The organism is Cellvibrio sp. ATLC23 (assembly GCF_057196725.1).
In genome coordinates this window covers 375,151-398,470 of sequence record NZ_JBXUOS010000004.1, presented here as the reverse complement: position 1 = coordinate 398,470, position 23,320 = coordinate 375,151, and the positions used below count along the sequence as shown (strand labels likewise).

Genomic DNA, 23,320 nt, shown 5'->3' with positions numbered 1-23,320 from the left:
TAGGCAATCGATAATGAGTTTACTTCCCGTAACCGTTCTTTCCGGCTTTTTAGGCGCCGGTAAAACCACGCTGCTCAACCATATTTTAAACAACCGCGAGAATCGCCGTGTCGCTGTTATAGTGAACGACATGAGTGAGGTGAATATTGATTCTTCGTTGATCCAAAATCAGGTGGAGTTAAATCGCGCTGAAGAAAAATTGGTAGAGATGAGCAATGGCTGTATTTGCTGCACACTGCGCGAGGATTTATTAATCGAAGTGAAGCGCATGGCAGAAGAAGGGCGTTTTGATTATTTGGTGATTGAATCCACCGGTATTTCTGAACCCTTACCGATTGCAGAAACCTTCACTTTTGAAGATGAAGACGGTCAAAGTCTTTCGCAGGTTGCGCGCTTGGATACCATGGTCACAGTGGTCGATGCGGTGAATTTTTTAGATGACTATTACGATGCGTTTTCACTGCAGGAAACCGGTGAAAGTCTGGGCGAAGAAGATGAGCGCAACGTGGCTGATTTACTGGTAGATCAAATCGAATTTTGCGATGTATTGTTAATCAGTAAAACGGATTTAATTACCGCCGAACAGCTTGCTGAGCTTAACGCCATTTTAACCAAGCTAAATCCCGATGCAGAAATTATCCCCGTGGAGCGCGGCAAGGTACCGCTTGATAAGGTGCTTAATACAGGAAAATTTAATTTTGACAAAGCCCAGCAGGCACCGGGTTGGTTAAAAGAAATGCGCGGTGAACACACGCCGGAAACTGAAGAGTATGGAATCAGCAGTTTTTCTTATCATGCGCGCCGTCCGTTTCATCCAGAAAAAATTTACCAGTTCTTTTCAAGTCCAGCAGTAAAAGGAAAGTTACTTCGATCAAAAGGATTTTTTTGGCTGGCATCGCGCCCGCATTGGGCGGGGCAGTGGAGTCAAGCGGGCGGCATCGCCCAGCACGGCGCTGCTGGAATGTTTTGGAAAGCCATTCCTAAAGAGCGCTGGCCTGAAGATGAGGAGCACGTCAATTACATTATGGATAAGTGGGTGGAGCCCTTTGGCGATATGCGTCAGGAGTTGGTATTTATTGGCCAAAATATTGATAAAGACTTTGTTATAGAGCAGCTGGATAAATGTTTACTCAGCGAAGAGGAGGTATTGCAGGGACAGGATTATTGGAAAACATTACCCGATCCTTTCCCCGCATGGACCCAAGGGCATGCTCACTAAGGATAGGGGTTAATCATGAATGTAATTTCACCATTAATAACAATCGCCGATGATTGGGCAATCGATCAAGATGCCTCTGTGCTGGCGCGTATTTATGATGATGCCGTCAGTATCGCGATTTGGCAGCGGCATTTGCAGCAGGAAGTTCAAGCTTACTTAAATGAACTCCTGTGTAAATCCAACACCATTGCGCTTAAATTATCGGGTTCACCGGAACAACTGGTGGAGGAAATTCAGCGCGTATTTCCGTCGGCATTAATCAGCGAGCAAAGCTCCTGCATCAGTGCCGCTGCATTTTATGCTGACGTTCATCAAGTACTTGAGATGTTTACCTGCCTGTTCGATGCAAAAATTCTCGGCCTGCGCATTAACACCCTTGAGCATGCCATGTGCCCGCGCTTCCATACCGATAATGTCGCTATTCGATTAATTACCAGCTATTACGGTTTAGCCACCGAATGGCTGCCAGCTCAACTGGCCGATCGCTCGGCATTAGCCACAGTGCGCGCCAGTCAAATCGGCAAGCCCGGCGCAATCACTGCCAGTGAGCATCATATTCAGCGTATGGGTATTGGCGACGTCGCTCTCTTCAAGGGCGAGCTATGGGTAGGCAATGAAGGTCGCGGCATCATCCACCGCTCACCAGCCCCAACTATCGAACAACCCAAGCGCTTGGTGCTGACTTGCGATTTGATTGAGCATGCTTAGTGAGTGATTGCAAATATTGCGGCTCGCAATTAAAAGCGGCAGTACCCCACATCAAGCGCGCCCCGCGTTCCAAAAACGGAAACTAAACTTTTTTCTGGTCGAGATATCGCTTAGAGATAACGTTATCGATTGTTAATTTAAGAACTCCGGCTCTTCTGGTTCTTCATAGCGAGTGAGTTTGACGTTGCGCATAGAGTAAGACGATAGCCCCAATTCATTTTCCTGAGTTTCCAATGCTAGCGTGCCTTCAACCCAAAAGGGCGTATAAAGGTCTGGTAGCTGAAAACCTTTGGGGTGTTTCACATAAATTAATTGGTTAGGTGGCGGCGGTGGAACATGGATGCAGGCGCCGAAGTATGGCACCAGAAAAAATTCGGTGATGATTTGTTTCTCGTCGTATTCAATCGGCACTATATAACCGGCAATGCGAATGCGTTTATTGTTAAATTCGGGGCGCACATTGGTTGATTTCAGTGCGTCGCGCCAGTCGCGGCCGGATTTTTTTTCATCGGCGAGCATATGTTTTGATTCGGCAATCGCATTGGCAATTTGATTTTCAAATGCCGAGGTGTCGGCATTAAAGCCATCGGCTGGTAAGTCCTGCGCTAGCTCGTCTGCACTTAGGGATTCGTGATCGACCTGCGGGATGGATTCCAACAAGCGTAAATCTTCATCGGGTAATAATTCTATCCACTCGATAGTCACTGCTGGGCGCATTAGATTTTCGGGCACTGCGTGAGCTGCACTGGCGAGAACCAAGAGCAAACATAAGGGCGCAAAAAAAGTGGCTGAAAAAAAACAAAGTACGTTAGAGTAAGGCACAAAAACGTAACGCGCTAAAAAATTACATTGCATTGAATAGATTCCGTCATTAGTTGTCTCAAATTGCCTGCGTGCTTACGGTGCCTGAATTAATCACCCAATCATACAAGCCTTTCTTATGAATGACAGCATGAGTAACAACATGAGCAATAACATAAGTAGCAATGCGATTAACCACAGCGATATGGCGGATGCCAGTGCGATTTCAGTGCAGTCTGTGCAATACGCTTGGAATAAACAGCATGCGCCTCTGTTGGTAATTGATGACTTGCGTATCGCCCTCGGGGAAAAAGTGTTTTTATACGGTGCTTCGGGTTCTGGCAAGAGTACGCTGCTGAATTTGATGGCTGGGGTAGTGTCGCCGCGCACGGGAAGCATCAAATTATTGGGCACAGATATAGTCGGTTTAAGCAATCGCCAGCGCGACCAATTTCGCGCGCATCATATGGGTATTATTTTTCAGCAGTTCAATTTAATTCCCTACTTGAATTGTGTCGATAATTTACGCATGCGCATCGAGTTTTTGCCGCGCGCGCAACAAGCCAGTGCCAAGGCACAAATTCCATTATTGCTAGAGCGTTTGGGTGTCGCCGCTGTGGCGCAGCAGCCGGCTCATCAGCTCAGTGTGGGGCAGCAGCAGCGTGTTGCTCTGGCGCGTGCTCTGCTGGGTAGCCCGCGCATTATTATCGCCGATGAGCCAACTTCCGCATTAGATGCAGATATGCGTGAAGCGTTTATGACGTTGCTATTTGAATTGCTGGATCAAAAAACCTGTTTGGTATTTGTAAGTCACGATAAGACATTGGTGTCGCGTTTTGATCGTGTGCTCAATATGCAAGATTTTCGTACAAAAGCAATTGCTGCATCGAATCAGAATGAGGTGCAAGCATGATGCGTATACGCCTTGCTGGTAAGAGTTTACTGAATCGCCGCGTCACTGTTTTGCTTACTATTCTTTCGCTCACGATTGGTATTTTGTTGGTACTTGGTGTTAGTCATTTGCGCACGCAAGTGAAAGAGAGCTTTAGCAATACGCTATCGGGAACTGATTTGATTGTGGGCGCGCGCGGAGGCGCATTAAATTTATTGTTGTATTCCGTATTTCATATGGGCAGCAGCACGCACAATATTCGCTGGCAAACCTATGAAGAATTGGCCAAGCACAGTCAGGTGAAATGGCTTATTCCGCTGGCTATGGGCGATTCACACAAGGGGCATAGAGTTGTCGCTACTACGCCAGATTTTTTTGCGCACTATGCCTATGGCAAAAAACAACCGCTGGATTTTGCGGCAGGAAAAGCCTTTGCGGGAAAATACGATGTAGTGATTGGTGCGGCGGTGGCGCGAAAATTACAATATCAAGTGGGCGATAAAATCGTATTGGCGCACGGCATCGCTGAGGTATCGCTTGCCAAACACGACGACTCGCCTTTTATTGTCGCCGGTATACTTGCTCCTACCGGGACGCCTGTCGATAAAAGCTTATATATCTCCCTTGCCGGAATGGCTGCCATTCATGATGAATGGCAAACAGGTGTGCACATTCCTTCCACGCAAAAATCAGCCGCCCACAAATCCGATTCTCATGCCCATCACCAGCATAGCGATGAAGAACATGTTCATCATGATGAAGAACCAAATCATGTCGATGAAAATGATCACGCTCATGAGCAAGCATTGACGGCAATTCTTGTTGGATTGAATACACGCGCGTCAACCTTTGCGGTACAGCGACAAATTAATCAGTACACCGGTGAGCCGCTGCAAGCCATTATCCCCGGCCTTGCATTGACCGAGTTATGGCAGCTGGTTGGTTCGGTAGAAGCTGCTTTCAATTTGATTGCGTGGTTGGTGCTATTGGCGAGTTTGCTGGGCATGACAACCAGTTTGCTTGCGGCGCTGAACGAGCGTCATCGGGAATTTGCCATACTGCGAGCATTAGGCGCTGGGCCTGTGTATCTGTTTATGTTGATTGTCAGTGAAGTATTTCTGATGTGTCTGGTGTCGGTGGCATCGGCGCAGTTGTTGTTAATCGTCGGGATTAAACTCCTGCAACCCTGGCTCATCAGCGAGTGGGGCTTGCATATCGCAGCAAGTGTTTTGACGATCCAACAACTGCAGTATTTACTGGCAGTATTTGTCATAGCCTTGGTGCTGGCGGTTATCCCATCCTTAATAGCATCATGGCGCAGCCTTGCGAATGGTTTAACGGTTCGTCATTAGGGGGCGTGATGGCTCTTGGGTGTGCATCTTCAATGGCATTCTGAGAGTTGTGCACCAAAAATGACCCATCGTTTGCACTATGTGTTTGCGTGGTGCGACTTTGTCCTGCTTTTTTCGTAGCTTTATTTGTATCTATCTGAATAATAATTAAAAAATAAATATGGTTTGTTTTTTGCTGTAGTTGGATTCCTTTTGATTACAACCTAAAAATGAGTAAATCGTGCTTTAGATTGGTGCATTGCCAGTTGAGGTTAAAGACCATTTAAACTGATTTCTGCCATTAAGAAATTAACTTTGTATCAAAAGAGAGCAGGCCCTACTGCAGGGGTTGGGTTGTATTGAGAACATCCTATTAACGATAAAGAACCATCATGGGGTTACTATGAAAAAGCTAAATTTCAAACTCGTTGCATTGCTGGGAGGGGTTTTGGCCGTTTTCTGTCAGAGTGCTTTTGCCCAGGAGGCAGCTCTTAATGGCGCCAATACGGCTTGGATTTTGACTTCAACAGCCTTGGTTCTGTTTATGACTCTGCCCGGCTTGGCACTGTTCTACGGTGGCTTGGTTCGAGTTAAAAACATTCTGTCGGTGCTGATGCAATGTTTTGCGATTGCTTGTCTGGTGTCGATTCTATGGTTGATTGCCGGTTATAGCTTGGCGTTTGGAACTGGCAACGCATGGATTGGCGACTTAAGTATGGTGTTTATGGCGAATATTACTGAGGACGCCTTGGCAGGGGATATCCCGCTTAGCCTGCATGCGATGTATCAGATGACGTTTGCCATTATCACCCCCGCGCTGATTGTTGGTGCGTTCGCTGAGCGGATGAAGTTTTCATCAATGCTTATCTTTTCTGCACTTTGGTTGTTTGCGGTTTACATCCCTGTTTGTCACTGGGTGTGGGCTGGTTCAGGTTGGTTGTTTGAGAAAGGCCTGTTGGATTTTGCTGGCGGTACTGTAGTGCACATCACTGCAGGTGTTGCGGCGCTGGTTGCGGCTGTCGTGATTGGTAAACGCAATGGTTTTCCTACCACACCTATGCCTCCGCACAATATGACCATGACGGTAACAGGTGCTGGCATGCTGTGGGTAGGTTGGTTTGGTTTTAATGCGGGTAGTGCGCTGGCAGCCAATGGCAATGCAGCAATGGCGATGTTGGTGACGCATATTTCCGCCGCCGCAGGTGCATTGGCTTGGATGACGATTGAGTGGTTGCGTTTTAGAAAGCCAAGCGTGTTAGGTATTGTTACCGGCATGGTGGCAGGTTTGGGAACAATTACACCGGCATCGGGTTATGTTGGCCCTGGCGGTGCATTAATTATAGGGCTCGTCGCAGGTGTAGTTTGTTTTGTGATGACGCAGCTGGTAAAGCGCGTATGGAAAATTGATGATTCGCTCGATGTATTTCCCGTACATGGTATAGGTGGTGTGTTGGGTACTATTCTTGCCGGTATTTTTGCATCTACTGAGCTAGGCGTGTTCAGTGGTCAAGGGTTTGCCTCTGGCATTACCTCTATGGGCGAGCAGTTGGGTGTGCAATTTTTAGGTGTGGTGGTTACGTTTGTTTATACCGCTGTGGTCACTTATGTTTTGCTGAAACTTACCGGTGTGTTCACTTCAGGTTTACGTGTAACGGCAGAAGAGGAAAGTATCGGCTTGGATTTAAGTCTGCATGAGGAAGACGGTTACAAACTGTAAGTTGAGCTGTTCTGAGTCTAAAAAGAGGGGCAATTGCTCCTCTTTTTTTATGCTTTTTTACGTCTGTTTTTTTTACTTGATGCCTTGAGTTGGGTTATTTAAATGCAATTAATGCGGCAGTAACTGCAACGTTTAATGATTCAACGCCATTGTTCATCGGGATGCAAATTTGCTCGTTACACAACTGGGTTACTTCGCGAGAAACGCCATCCGACTCATTGCCTAAAACATAAATACAAGGTGCGGTAGGGGTAAATTTTTTCAACTCGGTTGAAGCGTGGGATGATAGCGCGCAGACCACTGCTCCCGACTGCTTAAAGTCAGCCAAGGCTTGTGCCAGATCTTTGCAGCGTAATAGGGGTGCGCGAAAAACCGTGCCAGCACTCGCTTTAATTACCAGCGGGTCAATCTGGGCATTGCCTTTTTGCGGTAGCAAAATACCATCAATATTACCTGCGCAAGCTGACCGAATGATCATGCCCAGGTTTTGCGGATTTTGTACGCCATCGAGCGCGAGCAGCGTGTAATTTTTGTTGTTGTTTTCAGCGAGAAATTGATCGTAAAGTTGATAACCGCGCAATTGTAAATCGGCTGCTACACCTTGATCTTGTGATGCATTTTTTGAGATGCGTGATAAGGCTTGTCGTTCGTGATACACAATTTCTGCGCCCTTTGCCTGTGCCAGCGAAATAATTTCATCAAGAATGGTTGCGGATTTATTACTGCTGGCCAAGTGCAAGCGATAAATAAATGTTGCCGGGTCTTGCAGTGCTTCCAATACGGTCTTGCGGCCATAGACAGTCATAAGCGAATCAAAAAAACGCTTTTTTTCCAGGTAGGCTGGACTGTCTTCAATGGGTTTGTTCATGTTGGGCTTCTTGCGCTAGAAAAGTGGATGAGGATTATGCAGTGCAGAGTTTTTTGTATGCGGTTACTGCAGTGGGCATCCCCATCGCAATCGCGTCGACCGTTAATGCATGACCAATTGAAACTTCCAATAGGGATGGCACTTGGCGGAAGTGTGCAAGGTTATCTAAATTTAAATCATGCCCTGCGTTTAAGCCTATCTCTATTTTTTTAGCGTGCTCTGCCGCGTCGAAATAAGTTTTAAACAACGCATGAAATTTTTCATCTTGTTGTTTGTAGGCGTCGGCATAGGGGCCGGTATAGAGTTCAATGCGATCGGCGCCCAATTCTTTGGCGAGACTAATTTGCTCAATATCGGGATCCATAAACAAACTGACGCGTACCCCCAAATCTTGCAGCTCGCGAATGAGCGGGCCTAATTTTTTGCCGGCGATATTTAAATCAAATCCGTGGTCAGAGGTGAGCTGGTCATTGGAGTCGGGCACCAGCGTACATTGATGTGGGCGTACATCCTGCACCAATTTAATAAACCCCGGAAAATCACCGAGTGACTCAGCGTAGGGATTTCCTTCAATATTAAATTCAATACCTTGGTGAGCTTGAACCAGCTCACTGAGTTCGTAAACATCTCTGGGGCGAATGTGGCGCTGATCGGGGCGCGGGTGAACAGTAAGTCCATCTGCGCCTGATTTAATACAGGTCTCACCGTGTGCGACTACGCTGGGGTAATCGCCGGGGCGTGAGTTTCTAAGCAGCGCAATTTTATTTAAATTAACGCTGAGTGCAGTGCTATTGTTGTAATTCATTTATGGGTACCAATGCATCTTTAATGCTGGATGGTTTTGGTGCGTTTTGTGATTCAATAAGTGTACGCAAACCATTTGCATCGGTGCGTGTGGCGCTTAATATACGGATAGCATAATTGGGCGCCTCAGGGAACGCTTTAAACATACCGCGCGGCTCCTGTGCAATCTTCTCAATCACCTCCATTCCTGCGACGACCTTGCCGAATACGGTATAGCCGGGTTTTGTTTCGGTGGCATTTAATCCGGAGTTGTTTTTCAGGTTGATATAAAACTGCGCAGTGGCACTGTCCGGGTTTTGTTGCCTTGCCATAGCGACGCTTTTGTAATCATTTGCCAACCCATTAATAGACTCGTTAGGGATAGCTTTGCGCGTTTCTTTTTCGGCAAAATCAAACGTCATGCCGCCGCCTTGAACAACAAAACCAGGAACGACACGATGAAAAATAGTGCCGTCATAAAATTTTGCATCCACATAGCCAAGAAAATTTTGCACGGTCTGCGGTGCTGCTTTGGGATATGTTTCAATCACGAATGTACCTAGGTCCGTTTTTATGGCGACTAAGGTGTTTTCAGTTGCAAATGTGTACGAGCTAGTAACCAAACTAAAACCTAGCAATAAAGAGGCGAGTTTTTTAAGCATAATATTTCCCCTAACGCCACTCTGATCTGCGCTTGCGGCGGCCAAAGGCCTGCAGAACAAATGATAGAAAAACGCCGCCAAAAACCAGTCCGCCACCATAAACCCAGTGATTAAAACGGTCAGTGTTTTTGAGTTTTTCATTTTCCGCCTTCAGTACATCTGCGTGCGTTTGCAAAAGCTGGTTCTCTTTTAGCATGCGCTGATGTTCTTCTTCCAAGTTAAATGCGGTGGTGGCTGCTTGGCGCATGTCTTCAGTGTCAGCTAACAGCTGTTGATGTTCTTGTTGGGCTTTTGCGAGCTGCTCTTTGAGTTGGGCATTTTCAGTTTGCAGTGCCATCAGATCACGCGATGAGTTAGATAATGCTGCTAGCTGTAAAGCGGCAGTGGGTTTCGCCGTGATATTTTGGCTGCGCACCCAACCTTCGGTACCATCGGGAGTGATGACTAATGACCATTTGTTGTTGTCGGTGCCTGTTTCTTCACGAATAAAATTCAGTTTGGTGCCGCTTGCCAAGCCTTGCTGCAGAATACTTGCTTGTGGGTTTTTGTCGCTGCGCAAGGGAATGTAAATTACGTCAGAAACATATTTATCAGCAGCCATACTGGGGGCGCTAAAGAGCGGCAGTGTAAACATGGATAGCGTACAGCCAAGCAGAAAGGTTTTTTTCACGGTTGTTCAGATCCTTAAAAATGAAAAGTAAAAAGACTTAAGGCAACACTCTTTTAAACGGTTTTACAACTACCTTGGCATAAACACCTGCGCTGACATAGGGATCTGTGTCAGCCCAGGATTGCGCCTGCTCGAGGGAAGCGAACTCTGCAACTACAAGACTACCGGTGAAGCCGGCTGTACCTGGGTCATTATTGTCTATTGCTGGATGCGGGCCTGCGACAAAAAGGCGGCCTTCATCATTTAATTGCTGCAAGCGTGCTATGTGGGCTGGGCGCGCTAACTTGCGCTGTTCCAAACTGTTGTTGATGTCTTCACTAATTATCGCGTAAAGCATGAAGTTTTCTCTTAGATAAAAAGGTGGTGCACTTATTTGGCGATAAAAACGTTGGCTTGCGCTTAATCTTCGCTGCCATCGTTAATAACGTCTTCCAGTGTCAAATGCGTGAGCACGCGAATGCTGCGAAATACGTAAAACAAGGTGCCCATCATGATAATCATCATCGGCAGCGCGATCACTGGGTAGCTCAGTGCGGTCATTTTACCTAATTCAGCGTTGAATGCTGCAGTGCCCGGCTGGCTGACCAAGATAATTTTAGCGAGCACGTAATTTAAAACGGACGATAAGAAGAACGAAGCAGCAATCATCAATGATGCTGTGGTCAGTGTCCGTTCGAACGACTTTTGTGTGCCGTAGTGTTGGAGGGCGGCATCGACTTTATGAATCTTTAGAACTTTATCGTTATAGATAAACGTTTTCACCAATGGATAGCGAGTTCTAATCGATATAAGTGTGACTATGCCAAGAATGCCGGGAATAGCGGCTTCTTTAATTGCAAAATACTTCGGTGCTAGATGTAGGAGGCTTAGTCCACCGGTGAGTAGTACGCTCACAATTCCCAGGGCGGAAAAAACATTAATTTTTTTGTTGATCACAAAATCGCGCACGCCGTAACTGATAGGAAAGGCGAGTGCAACAATTAACCCCCAGGTCGCTCCCAGATATTCATCGTCACTGAGTTTGGTCAAAATCAGTGTGGGAATAACAATGTTCATTAGCAGATTGGCTAAAAAACTTTCTTTTTTGGGTTTTGGTTGCGAATTTACGGGCTCCGCTGGTGGTTTATCGGCTAACATGCTCGCATTCTTTTCAGTGTTGTTGTCGGTCATGACCAATCCTGGTGATGTACTTATTTGGAGTTTGAGTGATATTTGATCTGCACTGCCACACCTATTTTTCTGACGGCATACTTAGCCCTGAGGCGGTAGTTGCGCGAGCCAAAGAGCGTGGTGTGGCGGTGCTGGCGATTACGGATCACGATACCATAGCTGCTATAGCGATTGCACAAAAAGCCGCATCGGATGCAGGGATCTCCTTGATATCTGGCATAGAATTTTCCAGTCAATGGGGTAGGGGTGGCGTACACATTGTTGGGCTGGGGGTTGATATTCACTCTCCCTCGTTGCTTGCCGCGATAGAATTTCAAGAGCAATCACGCAATGCGCGCGCGCTGGCAATTGGCGATCGTTTATCAAGGGCGGGATTTCCCGGTGCCTTAGCGGGTGCTCAGGCCCTTGCGGGTAGCGGAACCTTGGGGCGACCGCATTTCGCGCAATATTTAGTTTCCATAGGCGCAGTTAAAAATATCAATGCCGCCTTTAAAAAGTATTTGGGTGCTGGTAAACCAGCTGATGTGAAATACCAATGGCCCTTGATGGATCAGGTTATTGGTTGGATTCATGCCGCAGGTGGGGTGGCGGTGTTAGCGCATCCTGCCAAATACGAATTAACGCGAACCAAAATGTGTGCACTGGCCGATTCGTTTGTTGCTGCAGGTGGCGATGCAATAGAGGTGATTAGTGGCTTGCAGCCAGCAGCGCAGACGGAAGATTTATTGCGGATCGCGAATGAGCGATCACTCTATGCATCCTGTGGTTCCGATTTTCATATCCCTGATCAGCCCTGGCAGGAATTGGGCAGCTTTGGGCGTTTGCCTGCCCATGCCAAACCAGTTTGGGAATTATTAGGCTATAACCAACATTAGTTATTAACATTATTTTCGCAGACCGATACGCCGATATCGGTAGGTGTGCCGTAAAAGGAGTCATCACAATGGCCCAGTTTTTTCAGATCCATGCCGAAAATCCGCAGCACCGTTTGATCGTTCAGGCGGCCGATATTATCCGCAAAGGCGGCTTGGTGGTTTATCCAACAGATTCCGCTTACGCATTAGGCTGCCATATTGGTGATAAAGATGCCTTGGAGCGCATTCGCACCCTGCGTAAACTGGATAAAAACCATAATTTTACCTTGATGTGCCGCGATTTATCCGAAATCGCGACCTATGCACGCGTTAACAATCAGGCGTTCCGGTTGATTAAAAACCACACTCCGGGGGCTTATACTTTTATCCTTGAGGCGACTGCCGATGTGCCGCGTCGCTTGATGCACCCGAAGCGCAAGACGATTGGTTTGCGTGTACCAGATAATCCAATTGCCTTGGCATTGCTGGAGGAGTTGGGTGAGCCGTTGATGACCAGCAGCTTGCTCATGCCGGGAGAAGAGTTTCCCATGACGGACCCTTACGATATTCGCGATACACTTGAGCACTTCGTCGAATTGGTAATTGATGGTGGTTATTGCGGCTTGGAGCCGACCACGGTGATTGATTTAACCGAAGACTTGCCACAACTCGTGCGCCAAGGGAAAGGTGACTTCTCACCTTTTGAATCTAACTAATTGATCTATAAAGAAGTTGTTTGTAAGGCGTTCGCGCTGTCCGGCGCCTCCTGAAATGGCTATAATGCCGCCCTTGTTATCCGGCTTACACTAAAGCCGCTGATTTAATTGGCCAACCTGTGAGTTACCTTGCGTGAGTGAAACCCTCGACAACACGACCTCTTCGGCAGCATCTTCGGATGTTGTTGCCGCTGCGCAAGCGGCTCGCGAAGAAACAGCGAGTGCAAATGCCACTGCGGTGGCCGAGGGGCAAACTGCAGCGCAACAAGGACCGCAGCAAGGGGAGATGCCCTTTGCGATGGTTCATGGCAAGGCCTACACCCAGCTGCCACAAGATTTATATATCCCGCCCGATGCACTGGAAGTCTTTCTGGAAGCGTTTGAAGGGCCGCTGGATTTATTGCTGTACCTGATTCGCCGTCAAAATATCGATATTCTCGATATTAATGTCTCGGAAATTACCTCGCAGTACATGGCTTATGTCGACTTGATGGAAACTCATCAATTCGAGTTGGCGGCAGAATATTTGGTGATGGCAGCTATGCTCGCCGAGATCAAATCGCGCATGTTATTGCCTCGCTCATCCGAAGAGCACGAAGAAGAGGAAGATCCGCGGGCATCACTTATTCGTCGCTTGCAGGAATATGAGCGCTTTAAGCAGGCCGCTGTGGATTTGGATCATGTGCCGCGAGTCGCTCGCGATGTGTTTCCAGTTACAGCCGCAGGCCCTGATCGCAGTTTGACGCGGCTTGATCCAGACGTAGAGTTGCAAGAATTATTGTTGGCCTTGTCAGAAGTATTGCGCCGCGCCGATATGTTTGAAAGCCATCATGTATCCAAAGAAAAATTGTCTACCCGCGAGCGTATGGCGCAGGTGTTGGATACGCTGGCACATCAACATTTTGTTCCCTTTGTCAGCCTGTTCAAGGTAGAAGAGGGGCGTCTTGGAGTTGTCGTCACCTTTCTTGCGGTGATGGAATTGATTAAAGAGTCGCTGGTGGAAATTGTCCAAAGTGAATCCTTTGCACCCATTCATGTAAAAGCCAGAACACAATGACAAACGAAATTGATATCACAGAAGATACTCTTGATGAGGATCGGGATACATCAATAGAAATTGGTGAAGAATCCCGCCTATCACACGAGGAGTCTGACACTGAAGAATCGGCAACTGTACCCGTTACCCAAATGCCGGTTGATGCTGAATTGCTGCGCAAAATTATTGAAGGCGCAATCCTCGCCGCTGGCCAGCCGATGACTATTGCCCGCTTGCTGGATTTATTTGATGCCGAAGTAGCACCGAGTAAAGAAGAGATTGCTGCCGCATTAGCAGACATTCAAGCCGCCAGTGCCGAGCGCGGCTTTGAATTGAAAGAAGTGGCTTCCGGTTGGCGTTTTCAGGTGCGCGATAATCTTGCGCCTTGGGTGAACCGCCTGTGGGAAGAGAAACCGCAAAAATATTCCCGCGCATTACTCGAAACACTGGCACTGGTGGCTTATCGCCAACCGATTACCCGCGGTGATATTGAAGAAATTCGCGGCGTAGCAGTTAGCTCGCACATTATGAAAACCCTGTTGGAGCGCGATTGGGTGAAAGTCGTTGGGCATCGCGATGTTCCCGGTCGCCCTTCGCTGTTTGCTACCACGCGCCAGTTTTTGGACTATTTCAATTTAAAAAGTTTGGATGAATTGCCTTCACTCAGTGAAATTCGCGATTTGGATGAATTAAATCCAGTGCTGGATTTGGGTGAGGCCGGTTTAGGTGAAAAAGATACAGATGCTCCTATTCCAGATACTCCGACTTTAGATGCGACCCCTCCTGTTGCTATCCCTGACGGTGATGCTGAACCGATAGATGCACAAAGTGTTGTTTACGAAGAAGGTTTTGTAGATGGCGAAGAGGCATTTGTCGATGCAGATCAAGATACTGCGCCTGCAAATACGGAAGCTGCAACAGATAATGAAGAAGAGCCCCGCAGTGAATAACTGCTTAATAACCTATGGTGAAGAAAATCAACCAAGATAAACCCGAAAAACCTACCAAGGCTGTGAAGCCAGTAGTTGCAGGAAAAGCGAAATCTGCCGATAAAAAAGCAGCTACAGCAAAACCTGCAAAAAGTAATGTAGCGCATAAACGTGATGCATCCGAACGCCCTGCGAAATCGGCAGCAGGTAAACCTGCACAGTCTTCTAGAGCCTCATCCAAACCAAAAGCAACACCGGCCGCCAGTGAAAAAACCTTGGCACCTGCCGCGCCTGGCGATGAAAAATTACAGAAAGTACTTGCCCGTGCTGGCATGGGTTCGCGCCGTGAAATGGAGCGAGCGATTGAAGCGGGGCAGGTTAAGGTGAATGACAAAATCGCCAAATTGGGCGATAGAGTTCTGCCGCAAGATAAAATTTTTGTAAACGGTCAGCGAGTGGTATTGCGCAGTGAATTAACGCGTCGCCGTGTGATTCTCTACAACAAGCCCGAAGGTGAAATTTGCTCGCGCTCTGACCCGGAAGGTCGCCCGACTGTTTACGATCACTTGCCGGCATTAAAAGGTGAGCGTTGGATTTCAGTTGGCCGTTTGGATTTTAATACCAGCGGGCTGTTGCTGTTTACCAATGACGGTGAATTGGCGAACAAACTTATGCATCCATCGTCGGTGATTGATCGTGAATACCTTGTTCGTATTCAAGGTGAAGTAACCGATGAAATGCGTGCAAGTCTATTAAAAGGTGTTGCGCTGGATGATGGTGTTGCCCGTTTTACCGATATAGTTGACGGTGCTGGTGAGGGTAAAAACCGCTGGTTCTATTGTGTGGTAATGGAAGGCCGCAATCGCGAAGTGCGTCGCTTGTGGGAATCACAAGGGGTAAAAGTGAGCCGCTTGAAGCGGGTTCGCTACGCTAATATTTTTATTCCCTCCCATGTACGGGTTGGCCAGTGGGTAGATCTTACCGAGCGAGAAATTCAGGATCTGTGTATGACAGCAGGTTTTGATAGTTCAACCTACACGCGCATGATGGAACCCACCCGCGATGAAGCGGCACAGCGTGAACGTCACGACAAAAAATTACGCGCCGCCTCAGCTGCACCACGTCGCCCCAAAGTGCCGCCGCGTAAGCGCCCGCCGATTGTGGAGTAGACAAACAAGTCTTTTATTTACTCTAAAAAAATCCCCGCATTGATGTTTTTCAATGCGGGGATTTTTGTTTAAGGCTTGCGCCTTATTTTTACAACTTATACAGCAACAGTTTGAATTTCTACCGCTGCAATACGCTTGCCTTCGTTGGCGGCGTTTTGGTAGCTCTCAATTTCATTGAAATTGAGGTAGCGATAAATATCAGCAGACATGCTGTTGATCTTGCTGGCGTATTCTTGGTATTCCGCGGGTGTTGGCAGTTTGCCGATAATTGCAGAAATTGCGGCTAATTCAGCTGATGCCAAATACACGTTAGCGCCTTCACCTAAACGGTTCGGGAAGTTACGGGTAGAGGTAGATACCACAGTCGACCTCGGAGCCACGCGCGCTTGGTTACCCATGCACAGTGAACAGCCAGGCATTTCGGTGCGGGCACCTTTAACGCCGTAAATGCTGTAGTAACCTTCTTCCATCAATTGATGCTCATCCATTTTGGTTGGCGGAGCGATCCATAGGCGAGTAGTCAATTCTTCTTTGGTAGAAGCCAACAACTTACCGGCAGCGCGGAAGTGACCAATGTTGGTCATGCACGAACCGATAAAGACTTCGTCAATCTTCACGCCTTGGACGTCAGACAATACTTTCACATCATCCGGATCGTTAGGGCAGGCAAGGATTGGTTCTTTGATGTCGGCCAGATCGATATCGATAACCGCGGCGTATTCTGCATCGGCATCTGCTTCCATCAACTCTGGGTTAGCAATCCACTCTTCCATTTTCTGTGCACGGCGCTCAAGGGTGCGGATATCGCCGTAACCTTGTTCGATCATCCAGCGCAGCATGGTGATGTTAGAGGTCATGTATTCAATGATGGGCGCTTTGTCTAACTTGATGGTGCAGCCAGCCGCTGAACGCTCAGCCGATGCGTCAGAGATTTCAAACGCTTGTTCTACTTTCAGGTTGGGCAAACCTTCTACTTCGAGAATACGGCCAGAGAAGATGTTCTTCTTGCCCTTCTTCTCTACGGTCAACAAACCGGCTTTGATTGCATACAAAGGAATTGCGTTAACCAAGTCACGCAGGGTGATGCCCGGTTGCAATTCACCTTTAAAGCGAACCAATACAGATTCAGGCATATCCAATGGCATAACACCGGTCGCTGCGGCAAATGCCACCAAGCCAGAACCCGCTGGAAAGGAGATGCCGATTGGGAAGCGGGTATGTGAATCGCCACCAGTACCTACGGTGTCAGGCAGCAGCATACGGTTCAACCATGAGTGGATGATACCGTCGCCTGGGCGCAGGGAAACGCCGCCACGAGTCATAATGAAGTCGGGCAAGGTGTGCTGGGTTTGGATATCCACTGGCTTAGGATAAGCGGCAGTGTGGCAGAAGGACTGCATGGTCAGGTCGGCAGAGAAACCCAAACAAGCCAAGTCTTTCAGCTCGTCGCGGGTCATTGGGCCGGTGGTGTCCTGTGAACCTACAGTGGTCATGTAGGGTTCGCAGTAAGTGCCAGGGCGAATGCCGGTAGTGCCGCAAGCTTTGCCTACCATTTTTTGTGCGAGGGTGAAGCCTTTGCCGCTGTCAGCTGGTGCTTCTGGCAAGCGGAACAATGTGCTTGCAGGCAAGCCCAGTGATGCGCGTGCTTTCGTGGTCAGGCCGCGACCGATAATCAACGGGATACGGCCGCCGGCTTGAACTTCATCTAACAACACTTCTGACTTGAGGCTGAATTCAGAGATCACAGCGCCAGTGTCAGCATTGAGGATTTTGCCTTCGTACGGACGAATCTCAATCACATCGCCCATATTTAGGTCGTCTACCGGTGCTTCAAATACCAATGCACCTGCGTCTTCCATGGTGTTGTAGAAAATCGGCGCGACTTTGCTGCCGATACATACACCGCCGGTACGCTTGTTAGGTACACCGGGAATATCTTCACCGATGAACCACAATACTGAATTGGTAGCCGATTTACGTGAAGAACCGGTGCCCACAACATCGCCCACAAATACCAATGGGAAACCTTTGGTTTTCAATGCTTCGATTTGTTTGATCGGGCCGATTTTGCCTGGCTCGTCAGGGGTGATGCCATCGCGTGCCATTTTGAACATGGCCAATGCGTGCAATGGGATATCTGGGCGTGACCAGGCATCAGGTGCTGGCGACAGGTCATCGGTATTGGTTTCGCCGGTGACTTTAAATACGGTGAGCTTGGTGCTCTCAGGCACTTTTGGCTTGCTGGTGAACCACTCGGCGTCTGCCCAAGATTGCATCAGTTCTTTAGCGTGCGGGTTGCCCGCTTTTACTTTCTCTTCTACATCGTGGAATGCATCAAACATCAACAATGTGTGCTTGAGTTCTTTGGTGGCCAAGGGCGCCAGAGTTGCATCGTCGAGCAGGTTAACCAGAGTTTCGATGTTGTAACCGCCGAGCATCATACCGAGCAGTTTAATCGCGAGAGGCTTATCGATCAGGGGGGAAGAGGCTTCGTCTTTCAAAATCGCGCTTAGGAAAGCGGCTTTAACATAGGCGGCTTCATCAACGCCGGGCGGAACGCGGTTGGTGATCAAATCCAGTAATACTTCAGCTTCACCAGCGGGGGGATTCTTTAGTAATTCAACCAATCCAGCGACTTCTTCGGGGCTTAATGGTTTTGGTGGAATACCTTCTGCGGCGCGTTCTGCGACCTGTTTACGATAGGCTTCAAGCACGGTTTTATCCTCATTAGTGTGGGGGTTACTCCCTCGGCAGGATCTCTGCCTCAAGAGACTATCCATGGCCTTCATGGATGACTAAGCGCGATCAAGAATTGTTCGAACTTAAACTGCTCATAAGTGAGCAGCAAATCGGGGGCAGAGTATACCTGAAGCTATGCTAGCTGTTAATGCGTGGGCTGTAGTTTGTCGGCAGTTGTGTTGTGAGTGAGCATCGGTATTTAAGGGTGATTGTGATAAGGTGTCGAGCGTATTTGGCGACCCCAAATGAATCTCGGCAACGATAAAAATGGCTCTGACTAATAAAAATGAGGACTCTATGACAACGACAAAGAAAGCGACACAAAAAAGCCTATTCATATCCAGCCTGATGGTTGGTTTGCTTGCCACTTTGGCAGGTTGCGAAAAAAAACCAGGAGACACTTCGGTTGCCAATGACGCTGCCACCTCATCAATAGCAGCAGAAATTTCTGTTGCTGCACCTGTTGCTGCTTGTGATGGCACTGCACCAGCAGGTGATTTGACGCCGGTGCGCATCGAAGCGGCGAACACTACCCGCACAGAGCCTGGCTTATTTGAAGGTCCGGTCTGGATCAATGATTCGCTGTATTTTTCTGATTTTATCTTCACCGATGGATTTGCTTCGCGGATTCAAAAGCTGGGGGCAGATGGCACAGTTACAACGGCCATCGAAGACTCGGGCAGTAATGGTCTCGCAGTTGATAACAAAGGTTTGTTAGTTGCCGGTACACACAAGTATAAAGGGCTGTCGCTGTTTAACCCTGCAACAGGTGAGCGAACTCTGATTGTTGATCAATTTAATGGCAATCCGTTTAATTCGCCGAACGATATCGCTATCGCCAAAGACGGCACAATTTATTTTACTGATCCAGCATTCCAGCGCGATGCAGCGCCAGGCGGTCAAGAAAAAACCGGTGTGTATCGCGTCGCAACCGATGGCACAGTGACTTTGGTTGATGACACGATTAGCAATCCAAATGGAATTGCGTTATCGCCAGAAGAAGATGTGCTCTATGTAAACGGCGGCGGCGAACAAGGTTTGTTGCGTGCTTACCCAATTGTGGATGGTATGCCGCAAGCAGGTAAGGATTTGGTTACGGGTATCAGTATCCCGGATGGTATGGCGATCGATTGTTTGGGCAATATTTATTTGACTGAACACATCGCGCGTCAATTGCGTGTGTACACCCCGGCGGGTGAGCAAATTGCGCAAGCCACTACCGATGCCAATCTCACCAATGCTGCCTTTGGCGGTGCGGAGGGGAAAACCCTGTTTCTAACTGGTGCCGGTTCACTGTGGAAAATTGAACTGGATATTACTGGTTCATCGTATTAATCAGGAAATAACTTTTTACTTATAATATGCGTGCCATTGCAATTAATGTTAGTAATGGCGCGCTTCAAAAAATCGATTTTATGCTTGTATTAAAACCTGTAAAAACACCCTGCGTGGGAATCTGCTCTACCGGCATTGGCGATAGCGTCTGCCGTGGCTGCAAACGTTTTGGTCATGAAGTGATTGACTGGAATAGTTATACTCATGAACAGCGCTTATTGATTGCGCAGCGGCTGGAAAATTTTCTCGCGCAGATTGTGCAGAACATGATTCAAGTCAATGACGAAAAGTTATTGCTCACGCAAATTAAACACCAGCAGATTCAATTCAAGCCTGAGCAAAATCCTTACTGCTGGGTTTTTGATTTGCTGCGCGCAGGTGCAAGCCAAATTCAGGATTTATCCCAGTACGGACTTGCGCTGCAAAGGCAATGGGTGGGCACACCTTTAACCGTCATTCGTGACAATATCGACAAAGATTTTTACGCGCTCTCCTGCGCGCATTACGAGCGTTATATATCACCCTGTTTTGTCACCGCTGAAACTCTCGCACAACACAAGTAGTTTTTACTCTATGAATGCTCTCACCAAAATTCAGCAATTCCTGCACTGCGAAACCCCCGATGCTTGGGTAAAAAATGCGCTGGATAATCAAGCGTTATTATTGCTAGACCACGCTAATTGCGAAAAAAAAGCCGCATCTACCGCCATTAATTTAATGTTTCGCTATGTCGGCGATTTCGACATGATGAACAAAATGTCGCGCCTTGCACGTGAAGAGTTGCGCCACTACGAACAAGTCATGGCGATCATGGAGGCGAGGGGGGTAGCGTACGATCAAATCACCCCTGGTCGCTATGCGGGCGAACTGCGCAAGCCTGTACGCACTTCAGAGCCGGGGCGTTATGTTGATACCTTAATCGTCGGCGCCATTATCGAAGCTCGTTCCTGCGAACGCTTCGCCAAACTCGCACCGCATCTCGATGAAGAGCTACAAAAATTCTATCTCTCACTCCTCAGATCAGAAGCTCGTCACTACGAAGATTATTTAACCCTCGCCCAGCGCGCGGCCGAAGGTGCTGATATTTCTGCGCGTGTGCAGGAGTTTTTAGTGTTGGAAAAAACGTTGATTGAAGGTGGCGATGAGGAGTTTCGGTTTCATTCGGGAGTTGTTGTTTAACGCGCTTGTGATTCAATAAAGGGGGTGCGTTATGAGTGGGGTTGCGGACCAAACATTGGAGCTTTGGACTAAGCAAAAGTATGAATACTATGTTGCTGCACGTACTCTATGGCAAAATAATCAAATGCAAATGGCTGCTCTCATGTATGCATATGCAATTGAGTCTCAAATAAAAAGCGCATTCAGTCTGTTTCGCAATAATTGCCCAATCAGAGAGTTAAATAAACACAATGTTCCTTTGTTGTTTGCTCGGGCGAAGTCTGGTGGAATTTTTTCTGATGTAAATGTCTCAGATGATTTCTTGGAGTTTGTCATGGATAATTTTGAAAGAAGGTATCCTAAACAAACACGAGATCGCCTCAGCGTGATTCGATCTAAAGGACGGGCTTTTACTCTTATTTGTGACTTAGATCTTTACTACGACCAATTTATAATGGATCTCGATTCTTCAATCTGTAAAAAAGGTAATGATTCCCGAAGCTCTATTTTATTTTTGGCTAAACGTGATTTGGAAACTATGGGCGGAAAGTACTTTTTTCAATTAAATCCAGCGGCTTTGTCACGTCTTGATGAGCCCATAAAATGGATTAGAGATGAATTGGCAGAGTATGAGAATAATCCGGAGTTTATGGCTAGCTATCCACTTCATGCCTTGGCTCGTAAACGAGACTTGGAAATTTTAGAGCAGATGAATCTTGAGTGGCAAAGTAGAGATCAAAACGCTTTCAGTACCTTAAATAAAGTTGTGCTGCCTTCCAAATTCAAACATCCTTAATATTGTGAACGCTTTTTCACTTACTCAAAATTAAGCGGTTATTATCTATCATGTTAGCGGAGTTGTTTTTGAGACGGTTTCGCCGACAATACCGATATCGATTTAATTCAGTTGTCGGCAGCTGCAAAAATCAATCTTCGTATACGTCTTTGCGGTGGCCGACACGAAGTACAAGCACAGTTAGCTTCTGGTCTTCAATGTTGCAAATAATGCGGTAGTTCTGAATGCGGTAACGCCACAATCCCGCGAATTCACGGGATAGGGCTTTACCAAAACGGCGGGGGTCTTCATCGGTGGCAATGCGTTCGCGAAGGTAACGCAAAATCTCTTGCTGGGCCTGACGGTTGAGCTTGCGAAGCTCCTTGCGGGCAGCATCATCAAACTCAACTATCCAGGTCACTGTCTTGCTCCAAATCATTCAAAGTCCAGCGCTTGCCGGGGTTCTCTAAGCGGTTAATGGCCAGATACTTGTCTTCAATATCGTCCAGATGTTCAAGGATGGCTTCCTTAACATAGAAGGTCTTTGTGCGTCCGGTCTTGGCGGCGAGTGAAGCCAAACGGTTCTCAACATCTTCGGGTAATCGGATAGCAAGCATGATAAACCTCGGTGCTATATGTGTATGACGTGTATAGCATAGCAGGGTAAACCGGTTAAGTAGAAGTGTTTGTTGGCATGGTAAGGTTGCCGGGATTGTATGTGCCGGCAGATGAGGGGGGTCTGGCTTGATTGATCCTTAGTCAATAGGTGGTGGCCCTTGCTGCAAGCATTAAATGGTTCGGTTGCTCAGCTCAATGAATTGCCCCTAACCAATAACGACAAAGGCCAGCAATTTGCTGGCCTTTGTCGTTTTAAATTAAGGGTGCGGACATTAGCTCTTGTTGCGCTTGCGTATGATGCACAAACCGAGCAAGCCCAAGCCAAATAATACCAATGACGATGATTCTGGTACTTTCACGGGGGGCGCGTACTTACCAAATTCGGTTACATGGCTGATTGTCATGCTCTTTAGGTCTGGCAACTTGAATCCTTTATCTAGCAACGCAAAGTCCACAACTCCCCAATTGCTATTAGCGTTGTTTAGCAGCAAAGCCCACCATTTGGAGTTCTTTATCAAAAAATACCCCGGCTCACTCTGAAGCTGAAATGCGAATACAGTCGCAGACTCGGTTGCATAGTAGGTGACCGAGTTTGTCTTGGATGCATAGGTGGTGTCTGGATCTAATATGCTATTGACCCAATTGGTTTCGGTGACCGGATTGCTGTTCGATAAGCCAGTGGTTTGTGCCAGCAAAGTGTCAAGATTTCCGACATCTGTACCATCAAAGCTTGACCCCTGAATGATATAAGCTGAAGCCGATGCGCTCCAGATGAAGCTGAAGAGCAATATAAATGAAGAAACGACTTTGTTCATGAGCACTTCCTGTATTAATAACTGCATATTTCTCAAAATGTTTGTTTGCAACTGGTGTGGCACCAAAATCATTATTCAATAAGCAAAATTGATGCCAAAAAGTCGATAATCCAGAATCTCCATATGGCCCGAAGGGTTGAGTTTAATATTTGTGATAGGTGTCGCACAATATTGCTTTGGTACGTAAAAAAATCGACACATTTGTTGGGGTTGATGCGCTAGAAGGGTAATTATCAATCTTAAAGTGGCAGAGCCGAGGACTGGAGCGCTGGTGGGGGGGGCAATATATCCTTCTCGCCGATAACAGCTGATTTAACTCCCCACGAACAACATTTATTTGGAGCACCTTTTAATA

At 47.4% G+C, this 23,320-nt stretch carries 25 protein-coding genes; 14 read left to right on the top strand and 11 right to left on the bottom strand.

Features of this window, described 5'->3' with window-relative positions; all coding sequences use genetic code 11:
- Window positions 1–13: 13 nt before the first annotated feature.
- Window positions 14–1,219: a zinc metallochaperone GTPase ZigA gene (gene zigA / locus AC2CG4_RS09460; protein WP_484486020.1), complete on the top strand. Its 1,206-nt coding sequence runs from the start codon at window positions 14–16 to the stop codon at window positions 1,217–1,219.
- Between the two features lie 15 nt (window positions 1,220–1,234).
- A complete protein-coding gene (locus AC2CG4_RS09455) occupies window positions 1,235–1,927 on the top strand; it encodes a DUF1826 domain-containing protein (RefSeq protein ID WP_484486019.1) in 693 nt (230 codons plus the stop codon).
- A 132-nt stretch (window positions 1,928–2,059) separates the two neighbouring features.
- Here the strand turns inward: AC2CG4_RS09455 and AC2CG4_RS09450 are convergent, their stop codons facing one another.
- The gene (locus AC2CG4_RS09450; protein ID WP_484486018.1) at window positions 2,060–2,782 is read right to left on the bottom strand and encodes a DUF3299 domain-containing protein; all 723 of its coding nucleotides are present in this window, start codon (window positions 2,780–2,782) and stop codon (window positions 2,060–2,062) included.
- Between the two features lie 109 nt (window positions 2,783–2,891).
- Here AC2CG4_RS09450 and AC2CG4_RS09445 point away from each other — a divergent pair, with 109 nt between their 5' ends.
- The 3 genes from AC2CG4_RS09445 (at window position 2,892) to AC2CG4_RS09435 (ending at window position 6,668) form a co-directional block, all read left to right on the top strand.
- Window positions 2,892–3,641 carry an ABC transporter ATP-binding protein gene (locus AC2CG4_RS09445; protein WP_484486017.1) on the top strand — a complete coding sequence of 250 codons (750 nt, stop codon included), beginning with the start codon at window positions 2,892–2,894 and terminating at the stop codon, window positions 3,639–3,641.
- Window positions 3,638–4,972, top strand: a complete 1,335-nt coding sequence (locus tag AC2CG4_RS09440; protein ID WP_484486016.1) for an ABC transporter permease — start codon at window positions 3,638–3,640, stop codon at window positions 4,970–4,972. The genes AC2CG4_RS09445 and AC2CG4_RS09440 overlap by 4 nt, the downstream gene beginning before the upstream one ends.
- Before the next feature lie 382 nt (window positions 4,973–5,354).
- Complete coding sequence (locus tag AC2CG4_RS09435; RefSeq protein WP_484486015.1) at window positions 5,355–6,668, top strand: ammonium transporter; 1,314 nt, start codon at window positions 5,355–5,357, stop codon at window positions 6,666–6,668.
- A 94-nt stretch (window positions 6,669–6,762) separates the two neighbouring features.
- On the opposite strand, the gene rlmB is transcribed toward AC2CG4_RS09435, so the two are convergent.
- The 6 genes from rlmB to AC2CG4_RS09405 form a co-directional block, all read right to left on the bottom strand.
- Window positions 6,763–7,536, bottom strand: a complete 774-nt coding sequence (gene rlmB / locus AC2CG4_RS09430) for a 23S rRNA (guanosine(2251)-2'-O)-methyltransferase RlmB (RefSeq protein ID WP_484486014.1) — start codon at window positions 7,534–7,536, stop codon at window positions 6,763–6,765.
- 34 nt (window positions 7,537–7,570) lie between these two features.
- Window positions 7,571–8,341, bottom strand: a complete 771-nt coding sequence (locus tag AC2CG4_RS09425) for a pyridoxine 5'-phosphate synthase (RefSeq protein WP_484486013.1) — start codon at window positions 8,339–8,341, stop codon at window positions 7,571–7,573.
- Complete coding sequence (locus tag AC2CG4_RS09420; RefSeq protein ID WP_484486012.1) at window positions 8,325–8,981, bottom strand: peptidylprolyl isomerase; 657 nt, start codon at window positions 8,979–8,981, stop codon at window positions 8,325–8,327. Before AC2CG4_RS09420 ends, AC2CG4_RS09425 begins: the two co-directional genes overlap by 17 nt.
- Window positions 8,982–8,991: 10 nt before the next feature.
- The gene (locus AC2CG4_RS09415; RefSeq protein ID WP_484486011.1) at window positions 8,992–9,651 is read right to left on the bottom strand and encodes a TIGR04211 family SH3 domain-containing protein; all 660 of its coding nucleotides are present in this window, start codon (window positions 9,649–9,651) and stop codon (window positions 8,992–8,994) included.
- Between the two features lie 37 nt (window positions 9,652–9,688).
- A complete protein-coding gene (locus tag AC2CG4_RS09410) occupies window positions 9,689–9,988 on the bottom strand; it encodes a YciI family protein (protein ID WP_484486010.1) in 300 nt (99 codons plus the stop codon).
- A gap of 62 nt (window positions 9,989–10,050) precedes the next feature.
- Entirely contained in the window at window positions 10,051–10,788 is a 738-nt protein-coding gene (locus AC2CG4_RS09405; RefSeq protein WP_484486054.1) for a VC0807 family protein, read from the bottom strand.
- A 68-nt stretch (window positions 10,789–10,856) separates the two neighbouring features.
- On the opposite strand from AC2CG4_RS09405, the gene AC2CG4_RS09400 reads away from it, so the two are divergent.
- The 5 genes from AC2CG4_RS09400 (at window position 10,857) to rluB (ending at window position 15,525) form a co-directional block, all read left to right on the top strand.
- Window positions 10,857–11,696 carry a PHP domain-containing protein gene (locus tag AC2CG4_RS09400; protein WP_484486009.1) on the top strand — a complete coding sequence of 280 codons (840 nt, stop codon included), beginning with the start codon at window positions 10,857–10,859 and terminating at the stop codon, window positions 11,694–11,696.
- Between the two features lie 68 nt (window positions 11,697–11,764).
- Window positions 11,765–12,391, top strand: a complete 627-nt coding sequence (locus tag AC2CG4_RS09395) for an L-threonylcarbamoyladenylate synthase (protein ID WP_484486008.1) — start codon at window positions 11,765–11,767, stop codon at window positions 12,389–12,391.
- Window positions 12,392–12,629: 238 nt separating this feature from the next.
- Window positions 12,630–13,448 carry a segregation and condensation protein A gene (locus AC2CG4_RS09390; protein WP_484486053.1) on the top strand — a complete coding sequence of 273 codons (819 nt, stop codon included), beginning with the start codon at window positions 12,630–12,632 and terminating at the stop codon, window positions 13,446–13,448.
- The gene (gene scpB / locus AC2CG4_RS09385; RefSeq protein ID WP_484486007.1) at window positions 13,445–14,377 is read left to right on the top strand and encodes an SMC-Scp complex subunit ScpB; all 933 of its coding nucleotides are present in this window, start codon (window positions 13,445–13,447) and stop codon (window positions 14,375–14,377) included. The genes AC2CG4_RS09390 and scpB overlap by 4 nt, the downstream gene beginning before the upstream one ends.
- A 254-nt stretch (window positions 14,378–14,631) precedes the next feature.
- Window positions 14,632–15,525 carry a 23S rRNA pseudouridine(2605) synthase RluB gene (rluB, locus tag AC2CG4_RS09380; RefSeq protein WP_484486052.1) on the top strand — a complete coding sequence of 298 codons (894 nt, stop codon included), beginning with the start codon at window positions 14,632–14,634 and terminating at the stop codon, window positions 15,523–15,525.
- Window positions 15,526–15,620: 95 nt separating this feature from the next.
- On the opposite strand, the gene acnB is transcribed toward rluB, so the two are convergent.
- Window positions 15,621–18,239 (bottom strand): bifunctional aconitate hydratase 2/2-methylisocitrate dehydratase, encoded by a 2,619-nt coding sequence (gene acnB, locus AC2CG4_RS09375; protein ID WP_484486006.1) that lies wholly within the window; start codon window positions 18,237–18,239, stop codon window positions 15,621–15,623.
- Window positions 18,240–18,561: 322 nt separating this feature from the next.
- Here acnB and AC2CG4_RS09370 point away from each other — a divergent pair, with 322 nt between their 5' ends.
- The 4 genes from AC2CG4_RS09370 to AC2CG4_RS09355 all read left to right on the top strand — a co-directional run bounded on the left by AC2CG4_RS09370 (window position 18,562) and on the right by AC2CG4_RS09355 (window position 21,553).
- Window positions 18,562–19,599 (top strand): SMP-30/gluconolactonase/LRE family protein, encoded by a 1,038-nt coding sequence (locus AC2CG4_RS09370; RefSeq protein ID WP_484486005.1) that lies wholly within the window; start codon window positions 18,562–18,564, stop codon window positions 19,597–19,599.
- Window positions 19,600–19,679: 80 nt separating this feature from the next.
- Window positions 19,680–20,162 carry a DUF1289 domain-containing protein gene (locus AC2CG4_RS09365; protein ID WP_062060547.1) on the top strand — a complete coding sequence of 161 codons (483 nt, stop codon included), beginning with the start codon at window positions 19,680–19,682 and terminating at the stop codon, window positions 20,160–20,162.
- A 10-nt stretch (window positions 20,163–20,172) separates the two neighbouring features.
- Window positions 20,173–20,778 carry a MiaE family protein gene (locus AC2CG4_RS09360; RefSeq protein ID WP_484486004.1) on the top strand — a complete coding sequence of 202 codons (606 nt, stop codon included), beginning with the start codon at window positions 20,173–20,175 and terminating at the stop codon, window positions 20,776–20,778.
- 31 nt (window positions 20,779–20,809) lie between these two features.
- Window positions 20,810–21,553 (top strand): hypothetical protein, encoded by a 744-nt coding sequence (locus tag AC2CG4_RS09355; protein WP_484486003.1) that lies wholly within the window; start codon window positions 20,810–20,812, stop codon window positions 21,551–21,553.
- A gap of 130 nt (window positions 21,554–21,683) precedes the next feature.
- On the opposite strand, the gene AC2CG4_RS09350 is transcribed toward AC2CG4_RS09355, so the two are convergent.
- The 3 genes from AC2CG4_RS09350 to AC2CG4_RS09340 all read right to left on the bottom strand — a co-directional run bounded on the left by AC2CG4_RS09350 (window position 21,684) and on the right by AC2CG4_RS09340 (window position 22,965).
- A complete protein-coding gene (locus AC2CG4_RS09350; protein ID WP_484486002.1) occupies window positions 21,684–21,953 on the bottom strand; it encodes a type II toxin-antitoxin system RelE family toxin in 270 nt (89 codons plus the stop codon).
- Complete coding sequence (gene relB / locus AC2CG4_RS09345; protein WP_484486001.1) at window positions 21,937–22,149, bottom strand: type II toxin-antitoxin system RelB family antitoxin; 213 nt, start codon at window positions 22,147–22,149, stop codon at window positions 21,937–21,939. The genes AC2CG4_RS09350 and relB overlap by 17 nt, the downstream gene beginning before the upstream one ends.
- 273 nt (window positions 22,150–22,422) lie before the next feature.
- Window positions 22,423–22,965 carry a PEP-CTERM sorting domain-containing protein gene (locus AC2CG4_RS09340; RefSeq protein WP_484486000.1) on the bottom strand — a complete coding sequence of 181 codons (543 nt, stop codon included), beginning with the start codon at window positions 22,963–22,965 and terminating at the stop codon, window positions 22,423–22,425.
- Window positions 22,966–23,320 lie beyond the last annotated feature (355 nt).

Coding starts and splice junctions, on each gene's coding strand:
- zigA (WP_484486020.1), top strand. CDS start 14: ATGAGTTTACTTCCCGTAACCGTTCTTTCCGGCTTTTTAGGCGCCGGT.
- AC2CG4_RS09455 (WP_484486019.1), top strand. CDS start 1,235: ATGAATGTAATTTCACCATTAATAACAATCGCCGATGATTGGGCAATC.
- AC2CG4_RS09450 (WP_484486018.1), bottom strand. CDS start 2,782: ATGCAATGTAATTTTTTAGCGCGTTACGTTTTTGTGCCTTACTCTAAC.
- AC2CG4_RS09445 (WP_484486017.1), top strand. CDS start 2,892: ATGAGCAATAACATAAGTAGCAATGCGATTAACCACAGCGATATGGCG.
- AC2CG4_RS09440 (WP_484486016.1), top strand. CDS start 3,638: ATGATGCGTATACGCCTTGCTGGTAAGAGTTTACTGAATCGCCGCGTC.
- AC2CG4_RS09435 (WP_484486015.1), top strand. CDS start 5,355: ATGAAAAAGCTAAATTTCAAACTCGTTGCATTGCTGGGAGGGGTTTTG.
- rlmB (WP_484486014.1), bottom strand. CDS start 7,536: ATGAACAAACCCATTGAAGACAGTCCAGCCTACCTGGAAAAAAAGCGT.
- AC2CG4_RS09425 (WP_484486013.1), bottom strand. CDS start 8,341: ATGAATTACAACAATAGCACTGCACTCAGCGTTAATTTAAATAAAATT.
- AC2CG4_RS09420 (WP_484486012.1), bottom strand. CDS start 8,981: ATGCTTAAAAAACTCGCCTCTTTATTGCTAGGTTTTAGTTTGGTTACT.
- AC2CG4_RS09410 (WP_484486010.1), bottom strand. CDS start 9,988: ATGCTTTACGCGATAATTAGTGAAGACATCAACAACAGTTTGGAACAG.
- AC2CG4_RS09405 (WP_484486054.1), bottom strand. CDS start 10,788: ATGTTAGCCGATAAACCACCAGCGGAGCCCGTAAATTCGCAACCAAAA.
- AC2CG4_RS09395 (WP_484486008.1), top strand. CDS start 11,765: ATGGCCCAGTTTTTTCAGATCCATGCCGAAAATCCGCAGCACCGTTTG.
- scpB (WP_484486007.1), top strand. CDS start 13,445: ATGACAAACGAAATTGATATCACAGAAGATACTCTTGATGAGGATCGG.
- AC2CG4_RS09370 (WP_484486005.1), top strand. CDS start 18,562: ATGACAACGACAAAGAAAGCGACACAAAAAAGCCTATTCATATCCAGC.
- AC2CG4_RS09365 (WP_062060547.1), top strand. CDS start 19,680: ATGCTTGTATTAAAACCTGTAAAAACACCCTGCGTGGGAATCTGCTCT.
- AC2CG4_RS09360 (WP_484486004.1), top strand. CDS start 20,173: ATGAATGCTCTCACCAAAATTCAGCAATTCCTGCACTGCGAAACCCCC.
- AC2CG4_RS09355 (WP_484486003.1), top strand. CDS start 20,810: ATGAGTGGGGTTGCGGACCAAACATTGGAGCTTTGGACTAAGCAAAAG.
- relB (WP_484486001.1), bottom strand. CDS start 22,149: ATGCTTGCTATCCGATTACCCGAAGATGTTGAGAACCGTTTGGCTTCA.
- AC2CG4_RS09340 (WP_484486000.1), bottom strand. CDS start 22,965: ATGAACAAAGTCGTTTCTTCATTTATATTGCTCTTCAGCTTCATCTGG.